Source organism: Acinetobacter sp. ANC 4173 (assembly GCF_004331255.1).
Classification (GTDB): domain Bacteria; phylum Pseudomonadota; class Gammaproteobacteria; order Pseudomonadales; family Moraxellaceae; genus Acinetobacter.
This window is the reverse complement of the sequence record NZ_SJOF01000015.1, coordinates 1-23,942: the sequence shown is the minus strand read 5'-3', so window position 1 is coordinate 23,942 and position 23,942 is coordinate 1. Positions and strand designations below refer to the sequence as shown.

Here is a 23,942-nt window from a genome sequence, read left to right as displayed (position 1 = left end):
GAATTTAGAGTAATCCAAAATGAAAATGTCACGACGCGCATATGCGGAAATGTTTGGCCCCACGGTTGGTGATCGGGTTCGCTTGGCGGATACTGAATTATTTATAGAAATCGAACAAGACCTGACCACTTATGGTGAAGAAGTTAAATTTGGTGGTGGGAAAGTTATTCGAGATGGAATGGGGCAATCCCAATTATTGGCGGAGGATGTCGCAGATACTGTCATTACCAATGCCTTGATTGTGGATTGGTGGGGCATTGTCAAAGCCGATGTTGGTCTGAAAAATGGCCGTATTTGGAAAATCGGAAAGGCGGGAAATCCTGATATACAGCCGGATATTACCATTCCTTTAGGCGCAGCCACCGAAGTTATCGCGGGTGAAGGACAGATTCTCACAGCAGGAGGAATCGATACGCACATTCACTGGATTTGTCCACAACAAGTTGAAACTGCACTGATGTCGGGTACAACCACCATGATTGGTGGGGGAACTGGGCCCGCGGCTGGTACATCGGCCACCACCGTGACACCGGGACCCTGGCATATTGCGACCATGCTGCAAGCGATTGATGATATGCCCATGAATATAGGCTTGTTAGGCAAAGGAAATTTGAGTTTGCCTGACCCGATTCGCGAGCAGATTGAAGCAGGTGTCGTCGGTTTAAAGTTGCATGAAGACTGGGGTTCAACACCTGCAGCGATTGATAATTGCTTGACTGTCGCGGATGAATATGATGTGCAAGTGGCAATTCATACCGATACTTTAAACGAGAGTGGCTTTTTAGAAGAAACACTCGCGGCATTTAAACAGCGCACCATTCATACCTATCATACTGAAGGTGCGGGTGGTGGACATGCCCCTGATATTTTAAAAGCCATTGGTCAAGCCAATGTTTTGCCATCCTCAACCAATCCGACCCGTCCATATACCATCAATACCATTGATGAGCATTTGGATATGTTGATGGTCTGTCACCATTTAGACCCAGCAATTTCCGAAGATGTAGCATTTGCTGAAAGTCGGATTCGCCGTGAAACCATTGCTGCCGAGGATATTTTGCAGGATTTGGGGGCAATTTCCATGATGTCATCCGATTCACAGGCCATGGGACGTGTGGGTGAGGTGATTATTCGGACGTGGCAAACGGCCCACAAAATGAAAGTGCAACGTGGACCTTTAGAAGGCGATACGCCATATAGCGATAACCATCGGGTCAAACGCTATATTGCTAAATATACCATTAACCCTGCGATTACCCATGGTTTGAGCCATGAGGTGGGTTCGGTTGAAGTAGGTAAACTGGCGGATTTGGTGTTGTGGAAACCTGCATTTTTTGGGGTGAAACCTGCAATGATTATTAAAGGCGGTATGATTGCCGCTGCACCAATGGGCGATATTAATGCCTCAATTCCAACGCCTCAGCCTGTGCATTATCGTCCAATGTTTGGGGCAAATGCGCGTGGTGTGCATAACACCTGTATTACCTTCTTGTCTCAGGCGGCAATTCATAACGGTGTAGCTGAAAAATTAGGGTTGAAGAAAATCATTTCAGCATGTCAAAACACCCGAAATATTTCAAAAGCAGATATGAAACTCAATACCTATGCGCCTGTGATGGAAGTTGATCCGGAAATCTATGAAGTATATGCAGATGGTGTACATTTGACTTGCGAGCCAGCAGAAGTATTACCAATGGCACAGCGTTATTTCTTATTTTAATTGGTTATCGTGCTTACAAAGCCAGTCAACTAATCTCTCATATATTTAAAGTCTTAAATCCATAAGGTGAATAAATTTCTTCATGGATTTTTGGCTAATGATTCTATTTACTAAGAATGAGTATTTAGAATGCTCAAACTTGTTTTAACAAACAGGCATGTTTTTCAGGGCGATTCTCAACATTTTTTCTTTTAGAAACGTTATTTCAAATGACCAATTTTGATCTGTATATTGAATAGCACGACCAATATACATTGGTCTTCTTACAACCAATCTTTGATTAATAGGTGAAATATTTGGGTTCTGTTTGATCCTTATCTTTGCTGTATGCCCAATCAAAAAGTCTAGAAAATAGAGTTATTCTGATGTCTATGTAATAATTATTTAAGTATTAAAGAAAGCTTTGAAAATGTATATCCTTTAAATAAAAACATTATAAATCAATTAGGCTTTGTTGCACAAAGATTTAAAAATTAAATCCAGCCCATTCTATTCAAATTTAAGTTACAACTCGGGTATGAGGTCGGCCTAATTCCATAAATTTATTCAGTCCGGCTATACGGGCATGTATCTCATTTACTTGACTTGAAAAATGCCTAATATCAAAAACTTTAATAGAAATAGAAAAGTAATCTTAAAGATAAGTGAAGCCACTCGTACTCCTTATTTAGAGTACGAGTTATCAATCAATAATGATATTTTATAGAGATGATTTTAGGATGTGGTTGGATACTCTTAAGGCTTGAGCAGCAATAGTCAATGCAGGATTGACTGCGGCTGAACTAGGAAAGAAGCTAGCATCAACTACATATAAATTATCGTGATCATAAGACCGGCAGTAAGAATCAAGAGGAGAATCTTTAGGGTTATTCCCCATTCGAATTGTCCCGCATTGATGTGAAGGGGTTCTCTTATCAAATGGTTGATTAAGAACTAAATAAAAGCCACATTCTTTAAGAATATTACTGAATTTATGAACTAACTTTTGATGTGCTTCCCAGTTATTTCTTTCCCACACTAAATTTATCTTGTCTCCCTCGACAAAAACACGATTGTTGGCTGAAGGAAGATCCTCACTCATAGCGTAGAAGTCTATACTATGCTTACTGAAATAATTCAAAGCTAAAGAAGGAATTAGAGGCATATTAGCCTTTAATATTTTTCCAGAAACTTTACCAAGCAATTGAATATTACCTAAAGGTAAACCTTTAGCTCCATCATTTAAATAAAAGTCATTGATACCAAAAGTTTTTGAGTAAATAGCATCATTTGTATATTTGTGATTAAAACCAATAATTGCTGAGCAATTATGATTCATAAAGTTTCTTCCAACCATACCTGAGCTATTAGCTAATCCATTCGAATTCTGTAAGTTATTTGAACGGAGTAAGAGGGCAGCAGAATGTATTGCACCAGCTGATAGAATCACAAGTTTGGGTTTAATTGACTGAAGCTCACCATTAAGAGAGTAGATGACTTCTTCAATACGATTGGTTGTAGGAGAGGTTTTTAGGTGTAAAACCTTGCTATTTGTTTGTAATCTTACATTCCGATATTGGATTGCTTGCGTAAGTGGACCAGTCTCAGCATCAATTTTTCCATTGAAAAAGTGAGGATGTGCATCCCATGGAACTTTTCTAGTTTTTTTCCAGTGTTCTATATCAACTGCTAATGGTAATGGATAAGGATTAAGTCCCTTAGCGATTAATTTATCTTTTACGACTTTAATGGCCTTTTCATCCTCAATAGCTTTATAAGGATATGGTTTTGAATGATAAGGTTCAGTTGGGTCAAATCTAGCATCACCTCTTACTTTGAATAGAGCTTCTGCTTTGGTATACCATGGTTCAAACTCTTCATAGGTAACAGGCCATGCAGGTGAAATACCACCTTCATGCTCCATTTCTAGAAAGTCTTCCTTTCGATATCGAGCGAGAACTGCACCAAAGAATTTTGAGTTTCCTCCAACATAGTAATAATTACCTGGTCTAAAAGGTTTTTTATCTTTATCAAACCACTCTTCTTGGGGTTTAAAGAATTGCTCAGTAAAAATCTTATCTTGATCTGCATTTGCTAAAGAATCTGGTAGTTGGGCACCACATTCAAGAATAAGAATATTAAGGCCACTAGATGCTAGCCCGGCAGCCATGGTTGAACCACCAATGCCAGACCCAATGATAAGAATATCAGTCTGATTATTTGAAAACACTTTTATTCCCCTGCAACTGTTAAGACATTAGTTTTATTGGCAATAGCTTGTTGTACCGCTAAAGAAACCTCTAAAGAGCGTAAGCCATCGTAACCAGTTGCAGCAGGTTGACCATGATTTTCAACAGCATTTTTAAACTTTTCGAATGAAGTAATATATAAATTCTCATGTTCAATATTAATAGATTGAGAACCATCAATATTATTGAGTTGCAGTGTTCCAACTGGTTGTTGGGTGAGTGTATTTTGCGCTAACAAAGTTCCTTTAGTCCCGATTACATCAATACTGGTTTGAAAATGTTTTGCAGTAAATGAATCAAAAAAACTAACTAAAGTTCCTTTAGCAAATTCGATTGTTCCCATAACAGTTTCAGAGACATTATTGTGACTGATAAGACCTGTTTGAGCCATGGCATTTACAGAAACAGGTTCATCATCAAGAAGAAAGCGAAGTGTATCTATATCGTGAACTGTAATATCTAAGACTACTCCTCCTTCAGAAGGAGTATTAATTCTCCAGCCCTGTAATTTTTCGGGTAGAGAAACAGCATGACAAAATCTAATGGTTAACACGTCCCCAATTGAACCAGCTGCAATAAGTTCACGCATTTTTTTTATTAATGCAGAATTTCTTAAATGGTAATTGATTCCTAAAACTACGCCATTAATTTCAGCCTGCGAAATCATCGCTTTTGCATCAGAAATATTAAGAGCCATTGGCTTTTCACACATTACATGCTTTTTTGCTTTCAGTGCCGCAATTGCCTGTTCAAAGTGCAATGAATTTGCACTTGAAATATAGACTGCATCAATTTCTTCATTTTGAAGAGCTTGTTTTAAATCTGTTGTAAAATTAGAAATACCATGCTGATTGGCAAAATCTTTAGCACGTTCTAGGTTGCCGCTTACTATTGTAGTAACCTCATCACCTACATTTCTAATAGCTGAAACAATCCATTCGTGCGCTACATTACTAGCACCAACTAACAACCAGTTCATAGTTAGTCTCCCTGTTTAGAACAAAATACGCTAAATACTAAGATGCCAAGATAACAAGCGATTGGTACAAATAAACTCATACTGAGCGAACTCATATCTGCAACATAACCTGTTAGAGGAGGGATAATTGCACCGCCTACAATACCGCAGCATAAAATGCCAGAGCCTTCCGCAGCTCTTTCACTTAAATGTTTTGAAGCAAGAGAAAAAATTGTTGGGAACATAATAGAGTTGAAGAAACCAACAGATAAAATTGCTATACCTGAGATATCTCCCTTTAAAGAACTACTAGCAAATAAAAGTGACATTACAGCTATGGAAAATAATGCTAGTAATTTTGCAGGTGTAATAACACGCATCAATGCTGAACATAAGAAGCGAGCAATCATTGCTCCACCCCAGTAAAAAGCAACTAACTTTCCAGCATGTTCTGCTGTGATATCCATGATGTCTGATTGCGATAGGTAACTAACAAGGAGACTACCGATAGTAACTTCAGCACCAACATATAAGAAAAGACAAATGAAACCTAAGGCAAATCTTGGAGATTTAAGTAAACGAAGAGATGAGGTTAATCCTTTATGATCCTTTGAAATAATACTTTTCGGACCATAATTTCTAAAACGCGCTAGCAGAATACAAGATAAACCAATAACAATTGCAATGCCTGTATATGCGTTACTAATAACAGAAGCTTCCTTCTGTAAGTAAGCACTCATTTCAGCGGCATTTAGTTGCGTAATATCAACTGTAGCAATACTTCCTAAAATGATGATTGCGCCGAAATATGGTGCGACGGTAGTACCTAGAGAATTAAATGCATGACCTAAAGTAAGTCGACTTGAAACAGACTCAGCTTTACCTAAATGAGCTAGTAAAGGATTTGTGACAACTTGGATTACGGTTACGCCAACAGCAAGAATAAACAAAGCTGATAAGAAAGCTGGAAACATAAGTATCTTAGTGGCAGGAATAAAGGCTAAACAACCAATACCCATGACAGCAAGACCAATGATTGCTGAACGAATGTACCCAAAACGATAAATTAATCTACTAGCGGGAATTGAAGCAACAAAGTATGCAAAGAAAAAGGCTGACTGAACCAACATAGCTTCCATATATGTGAGCTGGAAGATATCTTTTAGTTTGGGAATCAAAACATCATTTAAGCTTGTTATGCTCCCAAATAGAAAAAACAAAGCAAAAACCATTATCTTCAATGAGTTATTACTCTGTACATTCTGTTGATATTCTTGGTTCTTTAATATTGTAGAATTACTCATTTGATACCTTTCCGTGGTATGTTAAAGAGAGAGCAACAAGGATGTCGTTTTTTTTTGATATTAAGTAGGTATTAACTTGTCAATAAATGATACTATTATTGCAATATCTTGTGGAGTACAATAATGAAATCAGAATATGAGAAAATTATTGTAAAACCATATTCGTCTTGGTCATTTTTAAATAGAAAAATGGAAGATGAAATACCTTTCCAATGGCATCATCATCCAGAATTTGAGTTCACCTTAACTTTAAATAGTTATGGTAAAAGATATATTGGCAGTGATATTAGTGATTATTATGAAAATGACTTAGTAATGGTTGGGCCAAATATTTCTCATACATGGAAGTCTTTAGGGAAATTTAATAATATGGAGCCTCATGTTGCATTAGTTGTTTGGGTAAGTGCTGATTGGATTCAAAAAGTTATCGATATTTTTCCAGAAATGCGACCTTTGAATAATTTGCTAAAATTGTCAAATAATGTTGTGATATTTAGTGAAGAAGCTAAAAGTAAAGTTAAAGATAATTTTCATAAAATACCTACACTTGGTTGGGGTGAACGAACTCCGATTCTACTTAATATTCTTTTAATTCTTTCACAAGATGAAAAAATGAGTATTTCGAATGTGAACAAATTGAATATCACTTCTGAAGGCAATAAAAAGATTAAAAAATTTATAGATATTGTTGATTTTATTGATAAAAACTACAGTAATAAAATATCTATAGAAGAATTGGCAGAGATGTGTTTTGTCAGCCCAGCTACTTTTCATAGATCTTTTAAGAAAATCTTAAAAAAAACACCTATGGATTATATTATAAGCTTAAGGATTAATCATGCATCTGAGCTTATTTTAGAAAAGGATATAGCAATTTCTATTATAGCGGAGCAAGTGGGTTATTCTTCTTTGTCCTTATTTAATAGACATTTTAAAGAATTAAAAAAAATGTCACCGAGGGAATATCGGTTGACTTATAAAAATCAATTTATTTGAAGTTTTATTTAATTTAATAGAGCTCCACTACTATTTTGTGTAACTCTATTGGAATATATTATTTAATAAATGAGCTTGTTTTTATTAGTTGGGCAATATCAATTGTTCGTTCAAATATTAAGTTTGCTGCATTAATGCAAGCATCTTCTAAATTTATAGGACCTGAAGTTAAAGAAAATGCTGCCGTAATACCATGTTTATATAATTCTTGATAGTTTTCACCTAATGTACCAGCAATTACAATAACTGGAACATTTGCATTTTTAGCTATTTTAGCTACTCCAAATGGTGTCTTTCCATTTAAAGTTTGCCCATCAAATTTTCCTTCACCGGTAATCACCCAATTTGCACCGTTGATTTTATCGGAAAGGTGATTTAATTCTGCAATAACTTCTACGCCTGATCTAAATTCAGCATTCAGAAATGCTTTAGCTGCATAGCCTAATCCACCCGATGCTCCAGTTCCTGGTTCATTTCTTTTGTCATAACCTAATAAAGCGGCTGAAATATCGGCAAAATGTGCAAGAGCATTATCTAATAAAAGGACTTGTTCAGGGGTAGCACCTTTTTGAGGACCAAAAATATGGGATGCGCCATTCACACCACATAAAGGGTTGGTTACATCTGCTGCTAGTAAAAATTTGGTTTGCTTAATTCGCGGATCAAAATGGGTGAGATCAATTCTTGTTAAATTCTGAAGAGAAAGCCCCCCCGATTGAAGAACATTATTATCTTCATCTAAAAATTTTGCACCTAATGCAGATAAAAGTCCTGTTCCTGCATCATTTGTCGCACTACCACCGACTGTTAAAACAATTTCTTCAGCACCTGCATTTAATGCAGCAAGAATAAGTTCACCAGTACCGAATGTACTGCTAATACATGCATCGCGTTGAGAGGGCTTAACTAATTGAATACCACTTGCTTGGGCCATTTCAATCAGAGCAATTTTTTCAGTTTCTAACCAACCCCATTTAGCAACTACAGATTCGCCAAGAGGACCATGCACAGTTTGTTCACGCCATTCACCTGCACAAACTTCCAATACTGCTTCAATAGAGCCTTCGCCGCCATCAGCCATAGGGCATGTAATAACTTCTGCTTCTGGAAAAACTTTTTTCCACCCTGAAGCAATAGCTTCTGCGATTCCATGTGCAGATAAGCTATCTTTAAATGAGTCTGGTGCAATTATAACTTTCATAACTATTCTTTAACCACAAATTTGTTTTAAGAAAAAACTTATTTCGATTCGTGAAAATAAGAGCCTATCCAACCTAGAGAAGCTCTTATTTTCAGATGCTTAACCTGTATTTCGTAAACCAGCAGCGATACCTGCAATACTTACCATTAATGCTTGATCTACTGGTGTGTTTTCTAAGTTATCTTCCATCAAATAACGACGACGACGTTTCATTAATTCAGCTTGTAGTAAATGCAACGGTAGTAAATAAGGTTTACGAACTTGCATTGACTGATCTAATACATCATTTGTGCTTAATAACTTAGATTCGCCTTTAACTAATAGTAGCGTTTTGGTAGCTTCCTTTAGTCTAAGTCGTAAGTCATTACCGAGTTCTTTTAAGTTTTCATCATCTGTTAAGTGAGATTCATAATAGAGGGCAATATGACAATCCGCTTTTGACAATACCATTTCCAACATATCAATAAGAGTTTGAAAATAAGGCCAGTGAGTAAGCATATCGTCGAGGATAAATTTTTTATCCTCATTTAAGATTTCATTAATTGCTGCTCCTGTTCCAAGCCAAGCTGGCAACATTAAACGAATTTGTGTCCATGCAAATACCCATGGAATAGCACGCAAAGATTCAATCCCTCCGCCAGCGCGACGTTTAGCAGGACGTGAACCTAAAGGAAGCATTTGTAACTCTAACTCTGGAGTGACTGTTCTCAAGTATTGAACAAAATTAGGGTTTTCTCGAACTGTCTTACGGTAGACATTTACTGAAATATCCGTCATTTGATTCATCAAGTCTCGCCATTCCTGTTTTGGAACAGGGGGAGGCAATAAGGTTGCTTCTAATGTGGCAGCTGTATAAATCTCTAGGTTCTGAAGAGCTATTCCTTCTAAACCAAATTTAAAACGAATCATTTCGCCTTGTTCAGTTACACGTATTGCACCTGAAATTGAGCCAGGGGGTTGCGAGAATAAAGCCTGTTGTGTGGGTGCTCCACCTCGGCTAATTGAACCGCCACGTCCATGAAATAATGTGAGTTGAATGTTATGTGCTTTTGCTATATCTGTAAGCTCTTCTTGAGCGCGATATTGAGCCCAATTAGCGGACATAAATCCAGCATCTTTTGCTGAGTCTGAATATCCGATCATAACTTCATGCTTGCCTTTAATATGCTGTTTGTACCAGTGCATATTGAACAAGGTATCCATTGTATTTGCAGAACCCTCTAAATCTTTGAGTGTTTCGAATAAAGGAACTACTCGAAGAGGATTTAATATTCCAGCTTCCTTTTGTAAAAGAAGGACTGCTAAAACATCACTTGGATATTCTGCCATTGAAATAATATAGGCACCTAAGCTTTCAGGAGGTTGATCTGAAAGCATACGCATAGTAGCAAACACTTCTTTAACATCAGGATTTTCAATCAAGCTGTCATCTGAATTTTTTAAATACTTTGGCAGTAAAGGGCGTTTACTTTGTAATTCCTGAATTAAGAAATTCTGACGTGCTTTTTCTGTCCAAGACTCAAAATTTCCTAGACCTAAATATTCTGTAATAGCCGAGATAGCCTGGCGATGGCGACCAGATTCTTGGCGAATATCTAATTTAAGTAGTTCAATACCAAAGCAATTAATTCGGTAGATAAAGTCTAGTAATTTGCCATTGGCTATTTCAGGTAAATTGCACGCTATTAAAGATCGATGGCATAAGAGTAAAGGTTTTAATAGCTCATCTTTATTTTTAATGACTAAACTGTCATCACTATCAATACCCTGTAATTTCTGATTTAACCAATGAAGAGTGGCTTTAATTCGCTCTCTTGTATCTCTTAAATACTCTCGGTAAGGTTCAGGATGATATTTACCTAATGCATCACTTAATTCTTTTGAGCAAACTTGGAGTGAAAGATCCCAACGAAGGTCTTCAATATCTCTTAAGTAAAGGCTAGCAGCCTGCCAGCGAGAGAGCCAAAGTACTTCTTGAGTGATAGTGTGAGTAACATTAGGATTTCCATCTCGGTCTCCACCCATCCAAGAGGCAAATCGGATAGGAGAAATATTTAACGGTAAATGTGAATCACAGTTTTTATAAACGAGACTATCTAGCTCACGAATAAATTTAGGTACAGCATTCCATAGAGTTTGTTCAATAGTGGTAAAGCCCCATTTGGCCTCGTCTATAGGAGTTGGGCGATTCTGACGAATTTCATCAGTTTCCCAAGCTGAACAAATTAATTGCTTTAAATCATTCAGTATTGATTGACGTTCATTAGGGGTTAACTTTTGCTGGTCCAACTTAGATAAGCTTTCATTGATATTGTCGTATTTTTGAATCAATGTTCGTCGGCTAACTTCTGTTGGATGAGCAGTTAAAACTAATTCAATTTTTAGCTGACATATTTGTTCAAATAACTGTTTCGAAGTAATTTTATTTTTTTTAAATTTTTCAAATAAACATACAAGTGGATTAGGAGAGGGGCCTTCTTCATTGAATTCACTTTGACGACGATTTCGGACTACATGATATTGCTCCGCAATATTGGCAAAGTTTAAAAAATATGAGAAAGCTCGAGTCAAAGGTAAAATTTCTTCATCTTTTAGATTCAAAAATATATTTTCGAGTTCTTTTTCAGCTTCAACTTGGCCATCACGAGCAGCTTTAGCTAAAGCACGAATTTGTTCAACTAAGTTGAATAAACTTGCACCTGCATGTTGTTGTAGGGTTTCGCCTAAAAGATTCCCTAATAGACGTACATCTTCACGTAAGGATGTATCAATTTGTCGAATCATTTTTACTTTCCAATTTTACTGTTTTATCCATTAATTTTCTTTTGAAGCCATGCATAGATACCTATGGCTGCAAAACCAATAGTAGGAACGATGAAAGCAAGCTCAATACTTCGTAAATCAGCAATTAATCCCATGAAATAAGGAGAAATTGCTCCTCCAACCAAGGTCATTACTAAAAGTGATCCAGCTTTTTTTGTATGAGATCCTAAGTTCTTAACACCCATCGCAAAAATTGTTGGATACATAATCGATGAGAAGAAGAAGGAAAGGATAAGAGCATAAATTGAGACTATCGAAAGACCTGAAACAACGACTCCACATAGGACGACATTTATCATTGCATAAGCAACAAGCATTTTCCGAGGAGAAAATGAACGCATTAATAATGTGCTAATAAAGCGTCCTACCATAAATACGATTAGGCCTATAGATAATAAGAATGATGCTTTTTGTGGAGTAAGTCCTGTCCAATGGTCAATTGCGAAATTAATGAAAAATGCACAGATACCTACATGGGCAGCAATCCAAGAGAATTGCGCTATTAAAGCACCAGTAAAATTTGAATAGGACCAAATTGAACGTTCTTCATTAATTTTATTATCTTGTGTAGTAGCAACTTGTATTTCAGGAAGAGGCGTTCTTGCAAAAATGATCATCATGATTACAACGACAAATGCAAGACATACATATGTAAACATTACAGGGTCTACAGAAAGTTGTCCTAAAGAAATATGGGGAGCAAAAAATAGGGCGCCTCCAATTAATGGACCGACAAATACGCCTAATCCATTAAAAGATTGTGCTAAATTTAAGCGTCTTTCAGCATGCTCTGGGGCTCCTAGGACAGAAGCATATAAATTAGCAGCTGTTTCTAAACAACCTAAGCCACATGCCAATACAAATAGGGCGATTAGAAACATACTAAAAGCACCAGCAATAGTAGCTGGAATAAAAAGTAATGCTCCTAAAGCAAATAAACCTAAACCTATTTGAATGCCGGATTTATATCCGAAGCGCTCCATGAATATACCAATAGGGAGGGCTACTAAAAAATATGCACCATAATATGCAGCTTGAACAAAACCAGATTGAGCTTTAGTAACATGTAAAGAATCTTGAAAATGTTTGTTTAAAACATCCAATAAACCGTGTGAGAGTCCCCACATAAAGAACAAACTAGTAACTAAGATAAACGCAATTTTGGTAGCGGATTTAGAAGGATTCGCTTGGTAATTTACTGCAGCATTGATATGTACGTCCATGTGTACCTCTATCATATTATTTAGTAAAAAGTAGGAGTCAATACTCCTACTCAGATATTCATATTAACCAGTGATGCCACCATTAACGGCGATAAACTGTTTCATTCTTTCAACTGCTAAATCTGGCTTAATCAGAGCTCCTGCTTGATCAGCTAGGCGGAACACTTCGCAGTAGTGATTTAAGCTCCGCGCTGATTGCATACCTCCTAACATGCTGAAATGGTCTTGATGACCATTTAGCCAAGCTAAGAAAACAACCCCAGCTTTGTAGTAGCGGGTAGGAGCACAAAAAATTTCTCTAGAAAGCTGTACCGTAGGTTGCATAATCTCTTCATATCGTTGGATATCACCGTCTGCTAGTGCAGCAAGTGCATGGGCAGCGACAGGAGCGATTGGGTCAAAGATTCCAAGAAGTGCATGCGAAAAGCGATCGCCATCACCTGCAATTAATTCACCAAAGTTGAAATCATCACCTGTATAGAGCTTTACCCCTTCAGGTAAGCGACTTCGAAGTTCTATTTCCCATTTTGCTTCTAAAAGGGAAATCTTAATTCCATCAACTTTATCTACATTCTTGTTAATAATAGAAAGAACAGTATCCATAGCTGTAGGGACATCGGTACTTCCCCAATAGCCATGTAAATTAGGATCGAAGGCTTCACCAAGCCAATGCAAAATAACTTTGTCTTGTGCCTCATTAAGCAAAGTTGTATAAACGTTTTCATAGTCAGCAGCGCACTTTGCTGTGGCACATAAAGCGCGGCTAGCCATTAGAATGGCACTTACCCCAGCATTGTTTACGACTTCAAATTGTTCTCTATATGCAGAAAGAACATCATTTAACGTTGTTTCTTTTGTCACTAATAATTGGTCTGTACCTACACCACAACTTAACTCCGCCCCAGGAATAGTCTTTGCATGGGCCGCACTTCTGGTAATAAGCTCAGCTGATTCTTTCCATCCTAAACCCATGCCTCGTTGAGCTGTATCCATTGCTTCTGCCACTTTAAAACCTAGGCTCCATAAGTATTCGCGGAAAGCAAGTGTTTTGTCCCAATCGATTGAGATGGTTTCATCCCAAGGATTTCCTGACTGAGTAGGATTAACTACAACATGCGCAGCTGCATACGCAATACGATTCATAGAGCCTTTTACTGGTGATGCAAAAGGTGCTTCTGCATATTTCAGTTCGTATTGTTCAAGGTTTCCATTATGCAAAGGTAAGAGAATCTTCATGTGTTTTATCCATTGTTGGTAATGTTTTTCCTAAAATGAGATCAGCTGCTTTTTCAGCAATCATGATGGTAGGAGCGTTAGTATTCGAGCTAGGTACTCTCGGCATAACAGAAGCATCGACTACTCTTAATCCTTCAATTCCATGAACTTTTAGATCACTTGAGACAACAGAATCCTTGTCATTTCCAATTCGGCAAGTACCAACTGGATGATGATCTGTTTTTGCATTTGCGCAGGCGTATTCAAATAATTGCTGATCACTGACTTTTGAACTTCCAGGAAGTTTTTCCTCTAGTACAAAACGTTTAAGAGCCGTTTGATTCATAATTTCTCGAGCTAAACGTAATCCTTTGATTGACATATCTCTGTCATAAGGATCTGCCCAATAGTTTGGATCAATAAGTGGAGCGCTAGAAGGATTGCTATTTGCAAGTCTTACTGTTCCCCGTGAGCGTGGTCTCAATAAAGCAGAGTTTAGCGTTACACCGGGATTATTCATTTGGGCAACCCCGGCTTCAATACCAGAACCTAAGCCTAGATGAAATTGGATATCTGGGGAGCGTGCAGACTCATCCGCATACCAAAAGCCCCCCGTTTCGAAAAGACTAGATGCAACAGGACCCTTTTTAAGCAAGAGGTATTGAAGTCCAGCCCAAGCAGCTAAAAATGGTGAGGAATATGGGTCATAAGTGTGATTACCCGTACATTCTGAGATAACGAATAAATCTAGATGGTCTTGAAGATTACTACCAACACCTGGTAAATCATGTTTAACTTCAATACCCACATCACGTAAATGATCTGCTGGCCCAATACCAGATTGCATAAGTAGTTTAGGGGACCCGATAGCTCCACTACTTAAAATGATTTCACGTTCCGCATTATAAATTCCAGACTTAGAAGGATCAGAATGGATAACTTCAACTCCAATCGCTTTTTTTCCTGAAAGAATAATGCGTTTAGTAAATGCATTTAGCAGAACTGTTAGATTGCTTCGATTCTGTACAGGACGTAGATAAGCCGTTGAAGTTGAAGAGCGTTGAGCGTGCAATTGGGTAAGTTGATAATAGCCAAGGCCATCTTGTTTCTCACCGTTGAAGTCAGGATTAAAAGGAATACCTAATTCTTGACCCGCTTGAAAAAAAGCTTCACAAATTGGAAGTGGACTAATAGGATTAGAAACACCTAGTGGGCCATCATAAGAGTGATATTTGTTAGCAAATCGTTGATTATTCTCTGCGCGTTTGAAATAAGGCAAAACATCAGAATATGACCAACCTTTTGCACCACATTCAGTTTCCCATTCATCATAATCTGCAGCAGCTCCTCGGGTATAGATTTGAGCATTAACAGATGATCCACCACCAATAACTTTAGCTTGAGTAAAACGTAATACTCTATTATTGAGGTGCTTTTGAGGAACGGTATCCCAACCCCATGAACCTCGTCCTTTGGTCATTTTGGCAAAACCAGCTGGCATACTGTATAGGGGATGCTTATCATCACCTCCAGCTTCAAGGAGTAGAACATTAATAGCAGGATCTGCACTAAGGCGATTAGCTAATACACAACCAGCTGAGCCACCGCCAATAATAATATAATCATATTTCATGGCATTTCTCAGAAGCTAGGGATAGAGAGACCGCCATCAATATTGATGACAGAGCCTGTAGAAAAGTTCAATTTGCCAGAAGCTAAACTGCTTACTGCTGCTGCAATATCTTCAGTTTCCCCCCAACGTGCCATGGGTACGAGCCCATTTTTAAAACGTTCTTCGTATTTGCTAGCGACACTAGCAGTCATGTCTGTTCGAATAATTCCAGGACGTACTTCAAATACGCCAATATTTGCTTCAGCTAATCGCAAAGCAAAAAGCTTTGTACCCATAGCTAAAGCAGCTTTAGAAAGACAGTATTCACCACGTTCAGTAGAAGCCATTGAAGCACTAACACTTGAAATAGTAATAATGCTACGAGGACTACTAGACGGAGTTGCTAACATATGTTTAGCAACTTGTTGAGTTAAGAAAAAAGTTCCTCTTAAATTGGTATCTAGAACTAAATCAAACGCTTCAGGTTGCATTTCAAGTAGATCACCGCGAGAAGGTGAGCCAATACCTGCATTGTTAACTAGACAATCAATTTTTCCACCCCAAGCGATTACTTTGTTAATTAGTTCTTCTTGAGCTTTTAAATCTTGGAGTTCGCTAGCGACAGCTAAAGCCCTTGACCCAACAGATTCTACTATTGAGCATAATTCTTTAGCTACTGAATCTTCACTGCGGCAAGTAAAAGCAATATCAAAGCCTTCTTTTGCTAATTGCAAAACTATTGATGCTCCAATTCCTCTGCGACCACCGGTGACTAATGCAATAGGTCGTTCTTCAAAATCCTTAATCCTTGTCATAATCCTTTCCTTTTTGGAACGTTCCAATTTTCAATTAAAATAAACCTAGTTTTTAAGTTTTAGGCAACCACCAATTAGTTCGTTCACCAATATGTAATTGAACTGTTTTTTGTTCTGTATAATCTTCTACTGCTGCTATACCTAATTCGCGACCAATACCTGATGCTTTAAAACCACCGAAAGGGAGTTCAGGGAAGCCTTCAAGAAAATTGTTTACCCAAACTGTACCGGCATTAATTTCTCTAGCAGCTTGTAAGCAAATATCAATATCTTTACTCCATACGGCAGCAGAAAGACCGTAGCTAGTATCATTTGCAATTTCGATAGCTTCTTCTAAAGTATCAAACGTTAAAACAGATAAGACTGGTCCGAAAATTTCTTCACGAGCAACAGACATACTTGGCTTAACATTGGTAATTACTGTAGGTTCGATAAACATCCCTTTTTCTGTTGGCAAGCGATTTCCACCTAAACGAATATATGCACCATCAGCTTTCGCATTTTCTATAGCTGTTTGGATCACTTTTAGTTGAGCTTCACTAGTAATAGCGCCAACTTTCACATCAGGATGTAATGGGTCTCCTACAGGCACTTGTTTAGAGCGTTCAATAACATCTAATGTAAATCTTTCTGCAATATCTTTATGAACAAGGATTCTGCTACCACCATTGCAACATTCGCCAGCATTAAAATAAACACCAAATACAACTGCATCTACAGCGGCTTTCCAATCACAATCTGGGAAAATAATTTGTGGATTTTTCCCGCCTAGCTCAAGAGATACTTTTTTTAATGATCGCCCAGCTTCTGCTGCAATATGACGACCTACACGTGTAGAACCCGTGAAAGAGACCATATCAATATGAGGATGCGTAACTAAAGGTTCACCTACAGCTGGACCTAATCCAGTTACAATATTAACAACACCCTTTGGTACACCAGCTTGTTGTAAAATTTCCCCGAGTATTAAAGTGGTGCCATTAGTTAATTCACTAGGTTTGATAACAGTCGTACATCCAGCCGCTAAAGCAAACGGTAATTTTTGGCTTAAAATCCAAATTGGAAAATTCCATGGAGTGATCATTGCTACCACACCAATAGGTTGCCGCATTACGACACCAAGGGTTGATGTGCCTAAATTATTATAGCTTTCACCGTGTAAAGTCCGAGCAAGTGCAGCTGCATATTTCCATAAATCTACACAGCCAGAAACCTCACCACGAGCTTGAGTTAAAGGTTTTCCTGTTTCTAAACTCTCAATAAGTGCCATCTCTTCAACACGATCAGCTATACCTTCTGCAACACGTATTAATACATCAGCTCGTTCACTTCCTGATAAATTTGACCAGATACCATTATCAAAAGCTTTACGTGCAGCATTTACAGCACGTTCAGCATCTTCACGACTTCCATCAGGATAAATACCAACAACTACATCATGTGCAGGGCTTTTTCGTTCTGTAACCTTTCCTTTTTGTGAAATGCACAATTCGCCATCAATCAACATTTGGCCTTGATAAGGCTTTTCAATGACAGGTACATTATTGTCTAAGTTTAAGAACTTCATTTCATTTTCCTTTGTATTGAGCAGTGCGGCGTTCACTAAAACTTGTTAAGCCTTCTTTTGCATCTTCAGTAGTGGCAGCAAGGGCACCAGCTATTCCTTCTAGAACAGCTGCTAAATTATGTCCTTCTCCAGCATCGATAAGTTGTTTGATAAGTTGAATTGAGATAGGTGCTTTGGCACTGATTTCTTCAGCAATACGCATAGCACTTGATAACACATCACCGATATCACTAATTTCTTGTACTAGACCAACTTTTAGTGCCTGTTCGGCGCTAATTCTTCTGCCAGTCATTGCTAAATATTTAACTTGAGTAGAACCTATTAAATTCACAAGTCTTTGGGTCCCAGACCAGCCAGGGCAAGTAGCTATACCTGCTTCAGGTAAAGCGAATGTTGCATGAGGATCCGTAACGCGAATATCTGCTGTTGCTAAAAGTTCTAGACCACCACCAAAAGCGTGACCATTAATTGCTGCGATCACAGGCAGGCGCAAACGAGCCCACAAGTCGAAAACTCTATGTCCATTTCTTGTCCAACTACGCCACATATCAATGGGTTCAAGTGCAGCCCAAACTTTAATATCTGCACCAACACAAAATGCACGATCTCCACTTGCAGTGAGTATGACTGCCTTAAGATCTGTACGCTGATCAAGAGATTTGGCAATATCCTCAAGCTGATTAATCATCTCCGGAGTGAGAGCATTCAACTTCTCAGGTCTATCTAATTGGACAATAGCTACAGAGTTCTCAAAACGAATAGTTACTAAACCTTGTGGTGTACTCATACTGCATATTCCTTAAGTTCTAACCCCATTACTGCATCAGTGAATAAACTTGGTTTCATGATTTGTAAGTCTGGAGAAATAAGTAATTGGAATTCTGCTTGAGAAAGAATATCTTTTTCTAAATTAATTCCCGGAGCAATTTCAGTAACCATTACGCCATCAGAAGTAAGTTTCATTACACATCGTTCAGTCACATAAATAATGTTTTGTCCTCTTTCTAAAGCCATACGACCACTAAATGTTACATGGTCAACTTTATTAACTAGTTTTAGTGATTTACCTTCTTGATTAATCTTTAATAATCCATCACCAACTGTTAATTTTGCTCCAGCAGTAAAGAAGCCTGAAAAAACAATATTTTTAGCGTGTGTTGTAATGTCGACAAATCCACCACAACCTGCTGTTAAATAGGGTTTACTTGGAAGTTTTGAAACATTTACATTTCCTTCACGATCGATCTGTAGAAATGAAAGAAGAGAGAGGTTAAAACCGCCTCCTTGGAAATAGGTAAATTGAGCGGAAGCAGGCATAATTGCGTCAGCATTAGCTGCACAACCAAATGCAAAACCAAGTAGAGGCATTCCTCCAACAGCACCTTGTTCGATTACCCATGTAACCTCACCGTTGTAACCTTCTTCTAAAAGAATACGAGGGACATTAGCTGAGATACCGAAGCCTAAATTGACGGCCATACCACTTTCTACTTGCATCGCAGCTCTACGGGCAATTACTTTCTCTGCTCCCCAAGGGGTAACTTCAAATACAGAGTCTGGTTGCTGAATTTCGCCACTAATTGCTGGATCGTAAGTAATTTGAGTCGTTTGCATCTGATCTGGTGCTACGACGATATAGTCAACTAAATTACACGGGACATGAACATGGTGCGGTTTAATGGAACCAGCTCTCACTACACGTTTGACTTGTGCGATAACAATTCCACCATTATTTCGTACAGCAAGAGCTTGATCTAATGCGCCAAGTAAACCCCCTTCATGTTCAAATGAAAGATTTCCTTTCTCGTCAGCAGTTGTCGCTCTAATAATTGCTACTGTTGGGATAATTCTCGGAAAGAATAGCCACTTCTCACCAGCAAAATTTACTTTCTCAACAATTGGTTGAGTTACAGCTTTCGCATTCATAGCGCAACCTTGTAACTCAGGGTCGACAAATGTATTAAGTCCAACTTTTGTTAATACACCAGGGCGCTTTGCTGCTGCATCTTTATGTAAATCAAACATGATGCCGCTTGGAACGTTATAAGCCGCTATTTCATTGTTTACAATCATCTTCCAGATTTCAGGCATTGGTAAGGAAGATGGGCCACTAGGAAAGGAACCTGCTAGAACTTTTTTGATTAATCCTGCTTGAGCTAGATGTTCAATCCCTTTGATTCCGTACATATCTCCAGCCGCAATAGGGTGAAGTAACGTCAAGTCTTTTGGGTGGGAAGCTTGTTTATGGCGCTCACCAATAGCAGCAAGAATAGAATCTGGACAAGCTAATCCACTAGATGAGCTAACCGTTACAATGTCGCCATCAGCAATTAATTTTGCAGCTTGTTCTGCACTAATGAGTTTATTCATGATGTTTTCACTTTTGCACAATAATTTGTAGATCGTTTCAAACTGGGTTCATTCAATTTGAATAAAATTCAGCGCTATTGATAAGAAGAAATGACCTGAAGGCACATACTTTTAAATCCGATAATGGGAAGTAATATCTTCTAGACTTGAAGCAGGCTTCTTGCTCTTTAGCATCATAAGTTCCTTCTTATGCTTAAATAGGAACGTTCTAATTTTATTTGGAACGTTCCAAAAATATAAAATTACTATCCAATTCTGTCAATATATTTTTTTAATAAGAGGAAATTAAGTAAAAAAGAAATGGTATGCTTATGCCCTGATGCATATAAATGAGGTATCGCTCTTGAGTAGTAAGGCACCAAAAAGTAAAGCCACTATTATGGATATTGCTAAGGTTTCAGGGGTTTCTAAATCCACAGTCTCTTTAGTATTGAATAACAGTGAACTTGTAAAATCAGAAACTGCTGAAAAGGTGCGTAAGGTCGCTTCTCAATTGGGCTATATCTATAACCGTAGTGCTGCTAACCTGCGTCAGGGAGTAAGTAATATTATTGGGGTAGTAGTTAATGATTTAACAAACACTTTCTTTGTTGAATTATTAATTGGAGCAGAAAGAAAACTTTTAGAATCTGACTTTACAACTCTACTAGCACATACTGCTGAAGACCATGCTCTACAACAGCAGGTTATAGTCACTATGCGTGAACATAAAATTGCAGGTTTAATCATTTGTCCGACCTTTGATACTTCACCTGAATTAATATCTATGCTGAAAAAGTGGGGAGTGCCTTTTGTAACCGTTATGCGTTCTCTAGAAGGAGAGGCTTGTGATTTTGTTGGAGCAGATAATAGATTAGGCATCCAACTTTTAACACAACATCTCATTGGGTTAGGACATACAGAAATTGGATTTATTGGACGCCATATGGGCTATTCAGTAAGTTTGGAGCGTATAGAAGGCTTTAAGGAGTGTCTAGAAAAAAATGGATTAGAATATAATGATCAATGGGTTATTGATGCACCTATTAGTCGGGAAGGTGGAAAGTTAGGAATGGCTCAATTGCTAGAGTTAAAAAATAAGCCTTCAGCGGTGATTTGTTATAATGATTTGATTGCAATAGGGGCCTTGAGTGAATTAGATCAACGAGGATTAAAAGCAGGTGATGATATTGCTGTAGTTGGAGGAGATGGGATTTCAGAATCAGAATATTGCATACCTCCATTAACAACGGTAGCTTATCAGCCAGAAAAATTGGGTGAAATTGCAAGTGAACTCTTACTTGCTAGAATAAAAAAACCCGATGCAGCTCCCTTAAAGTTTCTATTAAAACCAAAACTAATTGTACGAAAATCTTGTGGTAATATAAAAATTAGAGAAAAAGTATAAGGCCCTAATAAAAAATAAGGCTAAATTTTTATCTCAAGCGTCATGAATTTCTATCGCAGATAAAAATTTTAAATATGAAATTTCATACTGATCTAAATAAATATTGACAGAATAGATTTGTATATCTATATTTTGGAACGTTCCAAAAAATATGGAACGTTCCAATTTTTATGAAAATGAAGGAATCTTCATTTTGTAGATAATGAGCAGTGAAATATAGAAATTTTGTTAAAAAGGACTTTTAATGAAAAAATCAATATGGTTGATTGGAATCACCAGTATCTTTGGTATGTCTCAAACACAGGCATTAGAGTTTCATGGCTATTCTCGTACGGGAATTGGCTCTAGTGAAAATGGAAATACTCAACAATGTTTCCAGTTGAGTGGAGCTCCTACAAAATACCGTTTAGGAAACGAATGTGAACAATATGTTGAATTAGGAGCTAAACAAACCTTAACTACGTTTGAAGATGGATCCCAATTAAATATTAATGGAATGCTACAATTTTATAATCAATATGGAAAATCTTTAGAATTTAAGGGCAATAGTGGTTTTACTCGGTTAAATCAAATCTATGTCGATTGGAGAAATATCTCATATTTGAATGGAGCAAATGTCTGGGCTGGAAGACGATTCTATAATCGAAATGATATTAACATGTCAGATTTCTTCTATTGGAATGAAAGTGGAACAGGCTTTGGTATTGATGATTATAAATTTGATAAAGATTTATCGCTAAGCTATTCATTTTCAAGAAAAGATAATGTGTTTCAGGAAAAATATATCAACCGACATGATGTGACATTAAAAGGAATCAAGTTGGATTCTAAAAATACCATCAATACAGGTCTTTCTCTTGTTGATGCAGATAAAATGGGATGGGCATTAACTGTACAAGATGTCACTGATGGCGTGTGGAATGGTAAAAATACTGTTGCTGTACAATATGGTGAAGGTGCGGGTATGGGGCTGAGTTATACAGGTAATTCTGAGCTTGACCGTGATAATTCTTCATTTCGATTTATTGAAGCTCTAGACTGGGAATCAAATAATAAAAAAATTAACGGACAAGCTCAATTCGTTTATCAAAAGGATCAATTTAAGAATCAAGATGATCGTGATTGGATTTCAGTAGGTTCACGTGTTGCCTATGTAGTTCAGGACCATTTTAAAATCTCAACAGAAGTCGGTTATGACCAAATCAAAACTAATGATCAGACTCGAAATCTAACCAAGTTAACTATTGCACCAACTTGGTCAATGAAAGGAACAGGTTTTTATGATCGCCCTGAACTTCGCTTGTATTACACCTATGCGTTTTGGAATGCAGAAGAACAAAAGCTAAGAGATATGCTGGTGCCAGATAATGCTTTTCAGAACGTTAGCCACGGTTCTAATTTTGGGATTCAGCTAGAAAACTGGTGGTAAATAGTGTCGTGAAATAACTATAAGAAAAAAATTATGCCTATTGCTGGCATTCTTTTAGCCTATCAGAATGCCAGTTTTTTATTATTCCCAAATTAAATAAATAATCGTTAAAAGTATTTATAGCTTCAATTGAGAATTTTAGGGCTAGATAAAACACCTAATCTTTATTTAATTTTAATTACGATTTTTCCGAATGCTCCTTTTGATAAATGTTCAAATGCTTCGATAGCATAAACACGTTTAATTTCAGGTTTAATAGCATGCTCATTTAAAAAGTTGTTCATACGTTCAAAGGCTTTTCGAGGAGCAACAGCTATACCTCTTAAATTAGTTTGTCTGAAAATTAAAGGCATGAGATTTAATTGAGATGTTTGACCACTTAAAAAACCTACTTGTGCAACAGTTCCTGCCACTTTTGTTGCAGCAATAGATTGATTAATACCACTCCCCCCAATGAGGTATGCCTTTATTCAGGCTTTGTTGCATAAAGATTTAAAAATTAAATCCAGCCCATTCTATTCAAATTTAAGTTACAACTCGGGTATGAGGTCGGCCTAATTCCGTAAATTTATTCAGTACGGCTATTCAGGTTGATGTTTCTTACGTTCCCATTCACCGTCACCTAGAAATTTCAAACCAGTGGAGTCGATAAGTAGATGCAGCCCATTGCAACTCTTTTCATAGTTAATTTGAATATCAATATGCTTTTGTCTTCTGCAAATGGTCGAGTAATCTGGTGCCGCCCAATCTAATCCGCAAAGTTTAATCAGGCTTTGTACAAAGCCAGTGACCATGCGTAGAGAAATACGAAATATGGATTTAATCATTAAGCAACATTGGATGGCTGTATCGGAATAAGTTTGATTTCGACCATGTTTGCTTTTTGGTTGAGCGTACCATTGTGTTTTGGGATCAAACCAAATGGCAATATTCCCACGATTAATGAGAGCTCGGTGGTATGTGGACCAATTGGTTGTACGGTAGATTTTAGGTGTAGGCTTATTCATCTCAAAATTATATTGTGGAATAAGCCTTTAGAGATAGGTTTGTGCAACAAAGCCCTTTTGAAATGAAAAAACCGCCAGTATTGGCGG

17 protein-coding genes and 2 pseudogenes are annotated in these 23,942 nt (G+C 37.5%); 4 read left to right on the top strand and 15 right to left on the bottom strand.

All coding sequences use genetic code 11. The features are described from left to right. Window positions 1-19 precede the first annotated feature (19 nt). Window positions 20-1,720 carry an urease subunit alpha gene (gene ureC / locus E0H94_RS15280; protein WP_131327288.1) on the top strand — a complete coding sequence of 567 codons (1,701 nt, stop codon included), beginning with the start codon at window positions 20-22 and terminating at the stop codon, window positions 1,718-1,720. 499 nt (window positions 1,721-2,219) lie between these two features. Here the strand turns inward: ureC and E0H94_RS15275 are convergent. The 4 genes and pseudogenes from E0H94_RS15275 to E0H94_RS15260 all read right to left on the bottom strand — a co-directional run. Beyond that, window positions 2,220-2,318 (bottom strand): annotated as a pseudogene (locus E0H94_RS15275) (IS5/IS1182 family transposase); the annotation flags it as partial. A 102-nt stretch (window positions 2,319-2,420) separates the two neighbouring features. Further along, window positions 2,421-3,929: a GMC oxidoreductase gene (locus tag E0H94_RS15270; protein WP_131327287.1), complete on the bottom strand. Its 1,509-nt coding sequence runs from the start codon at window positions 3,927-3,929 to the stop codon at window positions 2,421-2,423. 2 nt (window positions 3,930-3,931) lie between these two features. Then, entirely contained in the window at window positions 3,932-4,927 is a 996-nt protein-coding gene (locus tag E0H94_RS15265) for a Gfo/Idh/MocA family protein (RefSeq protein ID WP_131327286.1), read from the bottom strand. A 2-nt stretch (window positions 4,928-4,929) separates the two neighbouring features. Then, complete coding sequence (locus E0H94_RS15260; protein ID WP_131327285.1) at window positions 4,930-6,210, bottom strand: sugar MFS transporter; 1,281 nt, start codon at window positions 6,208-6,210, stop codon at window positions 4,930-4,932. 123 nt (window positions 6,211-6,333) lie between these two features. On the opposite strand from E0H94_RS15260, the gene E0H94_RS15255 reads away from it, so the two are divergent. Further along, complete coding sequence (locus tag E0H94_RS15255; RefSeq protein ID WP_131327284.1) at window positions 6,334-7,206, top strand: AraC family transcriptional regulator; 873 nt, start codon at window positions 6,334-6,336, stop codon at window positions 7,204-7,206. A gap of 58 nt (window positions 7,207-7,264) precedes the next feature. Here E0H94_RS15255 and E0H94_RS15250 read toward each other — a convergent pair whose 3' ends face one another. From E0H94_RS15250 to E0H94_RS15210, 9 genes are all read right to left on the bottom strand, one after another. Then, entirely contained in the window at window positions 7,265-8,407 is a 1,143-nt protein-coding gene (locus E0H94_RS15250; RefSeq protein ID WP_131327283.1) for a glycerate kinase, read from the bottom strand. A 99-nt stretch (window positions 8,408-8,506) separates the two neighbouring features. Then, a complete protein-coding gene (ppc, locus tag E0H94_RS15245) occupies window positions 8,507-11,191 on the bottom strand; it encodes a phosphoenolpyruvate carboxylase (RefSeq protein ID WP_131327282.1) in 2,685 nt (894 codons plus the stop codon). Between the two features lie 23 nt (window positions 11,192-11,214). Further along, window positions 11,215-12,453 carry a sugar MFS transporter gene (locus E0H94_RS15240; RefSeq protein WP_131327281.1) on the bottom strand — a complete coding sequence of 413 codons (1,239 nt, stop codon included), beginning with the start codon at window positions 12,451-12,453 and terminating at the stop codon, window positions 11,215-11,217. A gap of 63 nt (window positions 12,454-12,516) precedes the next feature. Next, window positions 12,517-13,689 carry a dihydrodipicolinate synthase family protein gene (locus E0H94_RS15235; protein WP_131327280.1) on the bottom strand — a complete coding sequence of 391 codons (1,173 nt, stop codon included), beginning with the start codon at window positions 13,687-13,689 and terminating at the stop codon, window positions 12,517-12,519. Next, complete coding sequence (locus E0H94_RS15230; RefSeq protein ID WP_131327279.1) at window positions 13,664-15,301, bottom strand: GMC family oxidoreductase; 1,638 nt, start codon at window positions 15,299-15,301, stop codon at window positions 13,664-13,666. The genes E0H94_RS15235 and E0H94_RS15230 overlap by 26 nt, the downstream gene beginning before the upstream one ends. An 8-nt stretch (window positions 15,302-15,309) precedes the next feature. Continuing rightward, entirely contained in the window at window positions 15,310-16,095 is a 786-nt protein-coding gene (locus E0H94_RS15225; RefSeq protein WP_131327278.1) for a 3-ketoacyl-ACP reductase, read from the bottom strand. Window positions 16,096-16,147: 52 nt separating this feature from the next. Continuing rightward, the gene (locus E0H94_RS15220; protein WP_131327277.1) at window positions 16,148-17,662 is read right to left on the bottom strand and encodes an aldehyde dehydrogenase family protein; all 1,515 of its coding nucleotides are present in this window, start codon (window positions 17,660-17,662) and stop codon (window positions 16,148-16,150) included. Window position 17,663: 1 nt separating this feature from the next. Beyond that, window positions 17,664-18,449: an enoyl-CoA hydratase/isomerase family protein gene (locus E0H94_RS15215; protein WP_131327276.1), complete on the bottom strand. Its 786-nt coding sequence runs from the start codon at window positions 18,447-18,449 to the stop codon at window positions 17,664-17,666. Then, a complete protein-coding gene (locus E0H94_RS15210; protein ID WP_131327275.1) occupies window positions 18,446-20,032 on the bottom strand; it encodes an acyl CoA:acetate/3-ketoacid CoA transferase in 1,587 nt (528 codons plus the stop codon). The genes E0H94_RS15215 and E0H94_RS15210 overlap by 4 nt, the downstream gene beginning before the upstream one ends. A gap of 343 nt (window positions 20,033-20,375) precedes the next feature. Between E0H94_RS15210 and E0H94_RS15205 the strand changes: the two genes are divergently transcribed. Both E0H94_RS15205 and E0H94_RS15200 read left to right on the top strand, forming a co-directional pair. Beyond that, window positions 20,376-21,419: a LacI family DNA-binding transcriptional regulator gene (locus E0H94_RS15205; RefSeq protein WP_131327274.1), complete on the top strand. Its 1,044-nt coding sequence runs from the start codon at window positions 20,376-20,378 to the stop codon at window positions 21,417-21,419. 244 nt (window positions 21,420-21,663) lie between these two features. Next, entirely contained in the window at window positions 21,664-22,848 is a 1,185-nt protein-coding gene (locus E0H94_RS15200) for a maltoporin (RefSeq protein ID WP_131327273.1), read from the top strand. A gap of 164 nt (window positions 22,849-23,012) precedes the next feature. Here E0H94_RS15200 and E0H94_RS15195 read toward each other — a convergent pair whose 3' ends face one another. Both E0H94_RS15195 and E0H94_RS15190 read right to left on the bottom strand, forming a co-directional pair. Next, entirely contained in the window at window positions 23,013-23,261 is a 249-nt protein-coding gene (locus E0H94_RS15195; protein ID WP_264757562.1) for a hypothetical protein, read from the bottom strand. 171 nt (window positions 23,262-23,432) lie between these two features. Beyond that, window positions 23,433-23,855, bottom strand: a pseudogene (locus E0H94_RS15190) (IS5 family transposase); the annotation flags it as partial. Window positions 23,856-23,942: the final 87 nt, after the last annotated feature.

Coding starts and splice junctions, on each gene's coding strand:
- E0H94_RS15250 (WP_131327283.1), bottom strand. CDS start 8,407: ATGAAAGTTATAATTGCACCAGACTCATTTAAAGATAGCTTATCTGCA.
- E0H94_RS15260 (WP_131327285.1), bottom strand. CDS start 6,210: ATGAGTAATTCTACAATATTAAAGAACCAAGAATATCAACAGAATGTA.
- E0H94_RS15210 (WP_131327275.1), bottom strand. CDS start 20,032: ATGAATAAACTCATTAGTGCAGAACAAGCTGCAAAATTAATTGCTGAT.
- E0H94_RS15265 (WP_131327286.1), bottom strand. CDS start 4,927: ATGAACTGGTTGTTAGTTGGTGCTAGTAATGTAGCGCACGAATGGATT.
- E0H94_RS15235 (WP_131327280.1), bottom strand. CDS start 13,689: ATGAAGATTCTCTTACCTTTGCATAATGGAAACCTTGAACAATACGAA.
- ureC (WP_131327288.1), top strand. CDS start 20: ATGAAAATGTCACGACGCGCATATGCGGAAATGTTTGGCCCCACGGTT.
- ppc (WP_131327282.1), bottom strand. CDS start 11,191: ATGATTCGACAAATTGATACATCCTTACGTGAAGATGTACGTCTATTA.
- E0H94_RS15230 (WP_131327279.1), bottom strand. CDS start 15,301: ATGAAATATGATTATATTATTATTGGCGGTGGCTCAGCTGGTTGTGTA.
- E0H94_RS15215 (WP_131327276.1), bottom strand. CDS start 18,449: ATGAGTACACCACAAGGTTTAGTAACTATTCGTTTTGAGAACTCTGTA.
- E0H94_RS15220 (WP_131327277.1), bottom strand. CDS start 17,662: ATGAAGTTCTTAAACTTAGACAATAATGTACCTGTCATTGAAAAGCCT.
- E0H94_RS15240 (WP_131327281.1), bottom strand. CDS start 12,453: ATGGACGTACATATCAATGCTGCAGTAAATTACCAAGCGAATCCTTCT.
- E0H94_RS15200 (WP_131327273.1), top strand. CDS start 21,664: ATGAAAAAATCAATATGGTTGATTGGAATCACCAGTATCTTTGGTATG.
- E0H94_RS15255 (WP_131327284.1), top strand. CDS start 6,334: ATGAAATCAGAATATGAGAAAATTATTGTAAAACCATATTCGTCTTGG.
- E0H94_RS15225 (WP_131327278.1), bottom strand. CDS start 16,095: ATGACAAGGATTAAGGATTTTGAAGAACGACCTATTGCATTAGTCACC.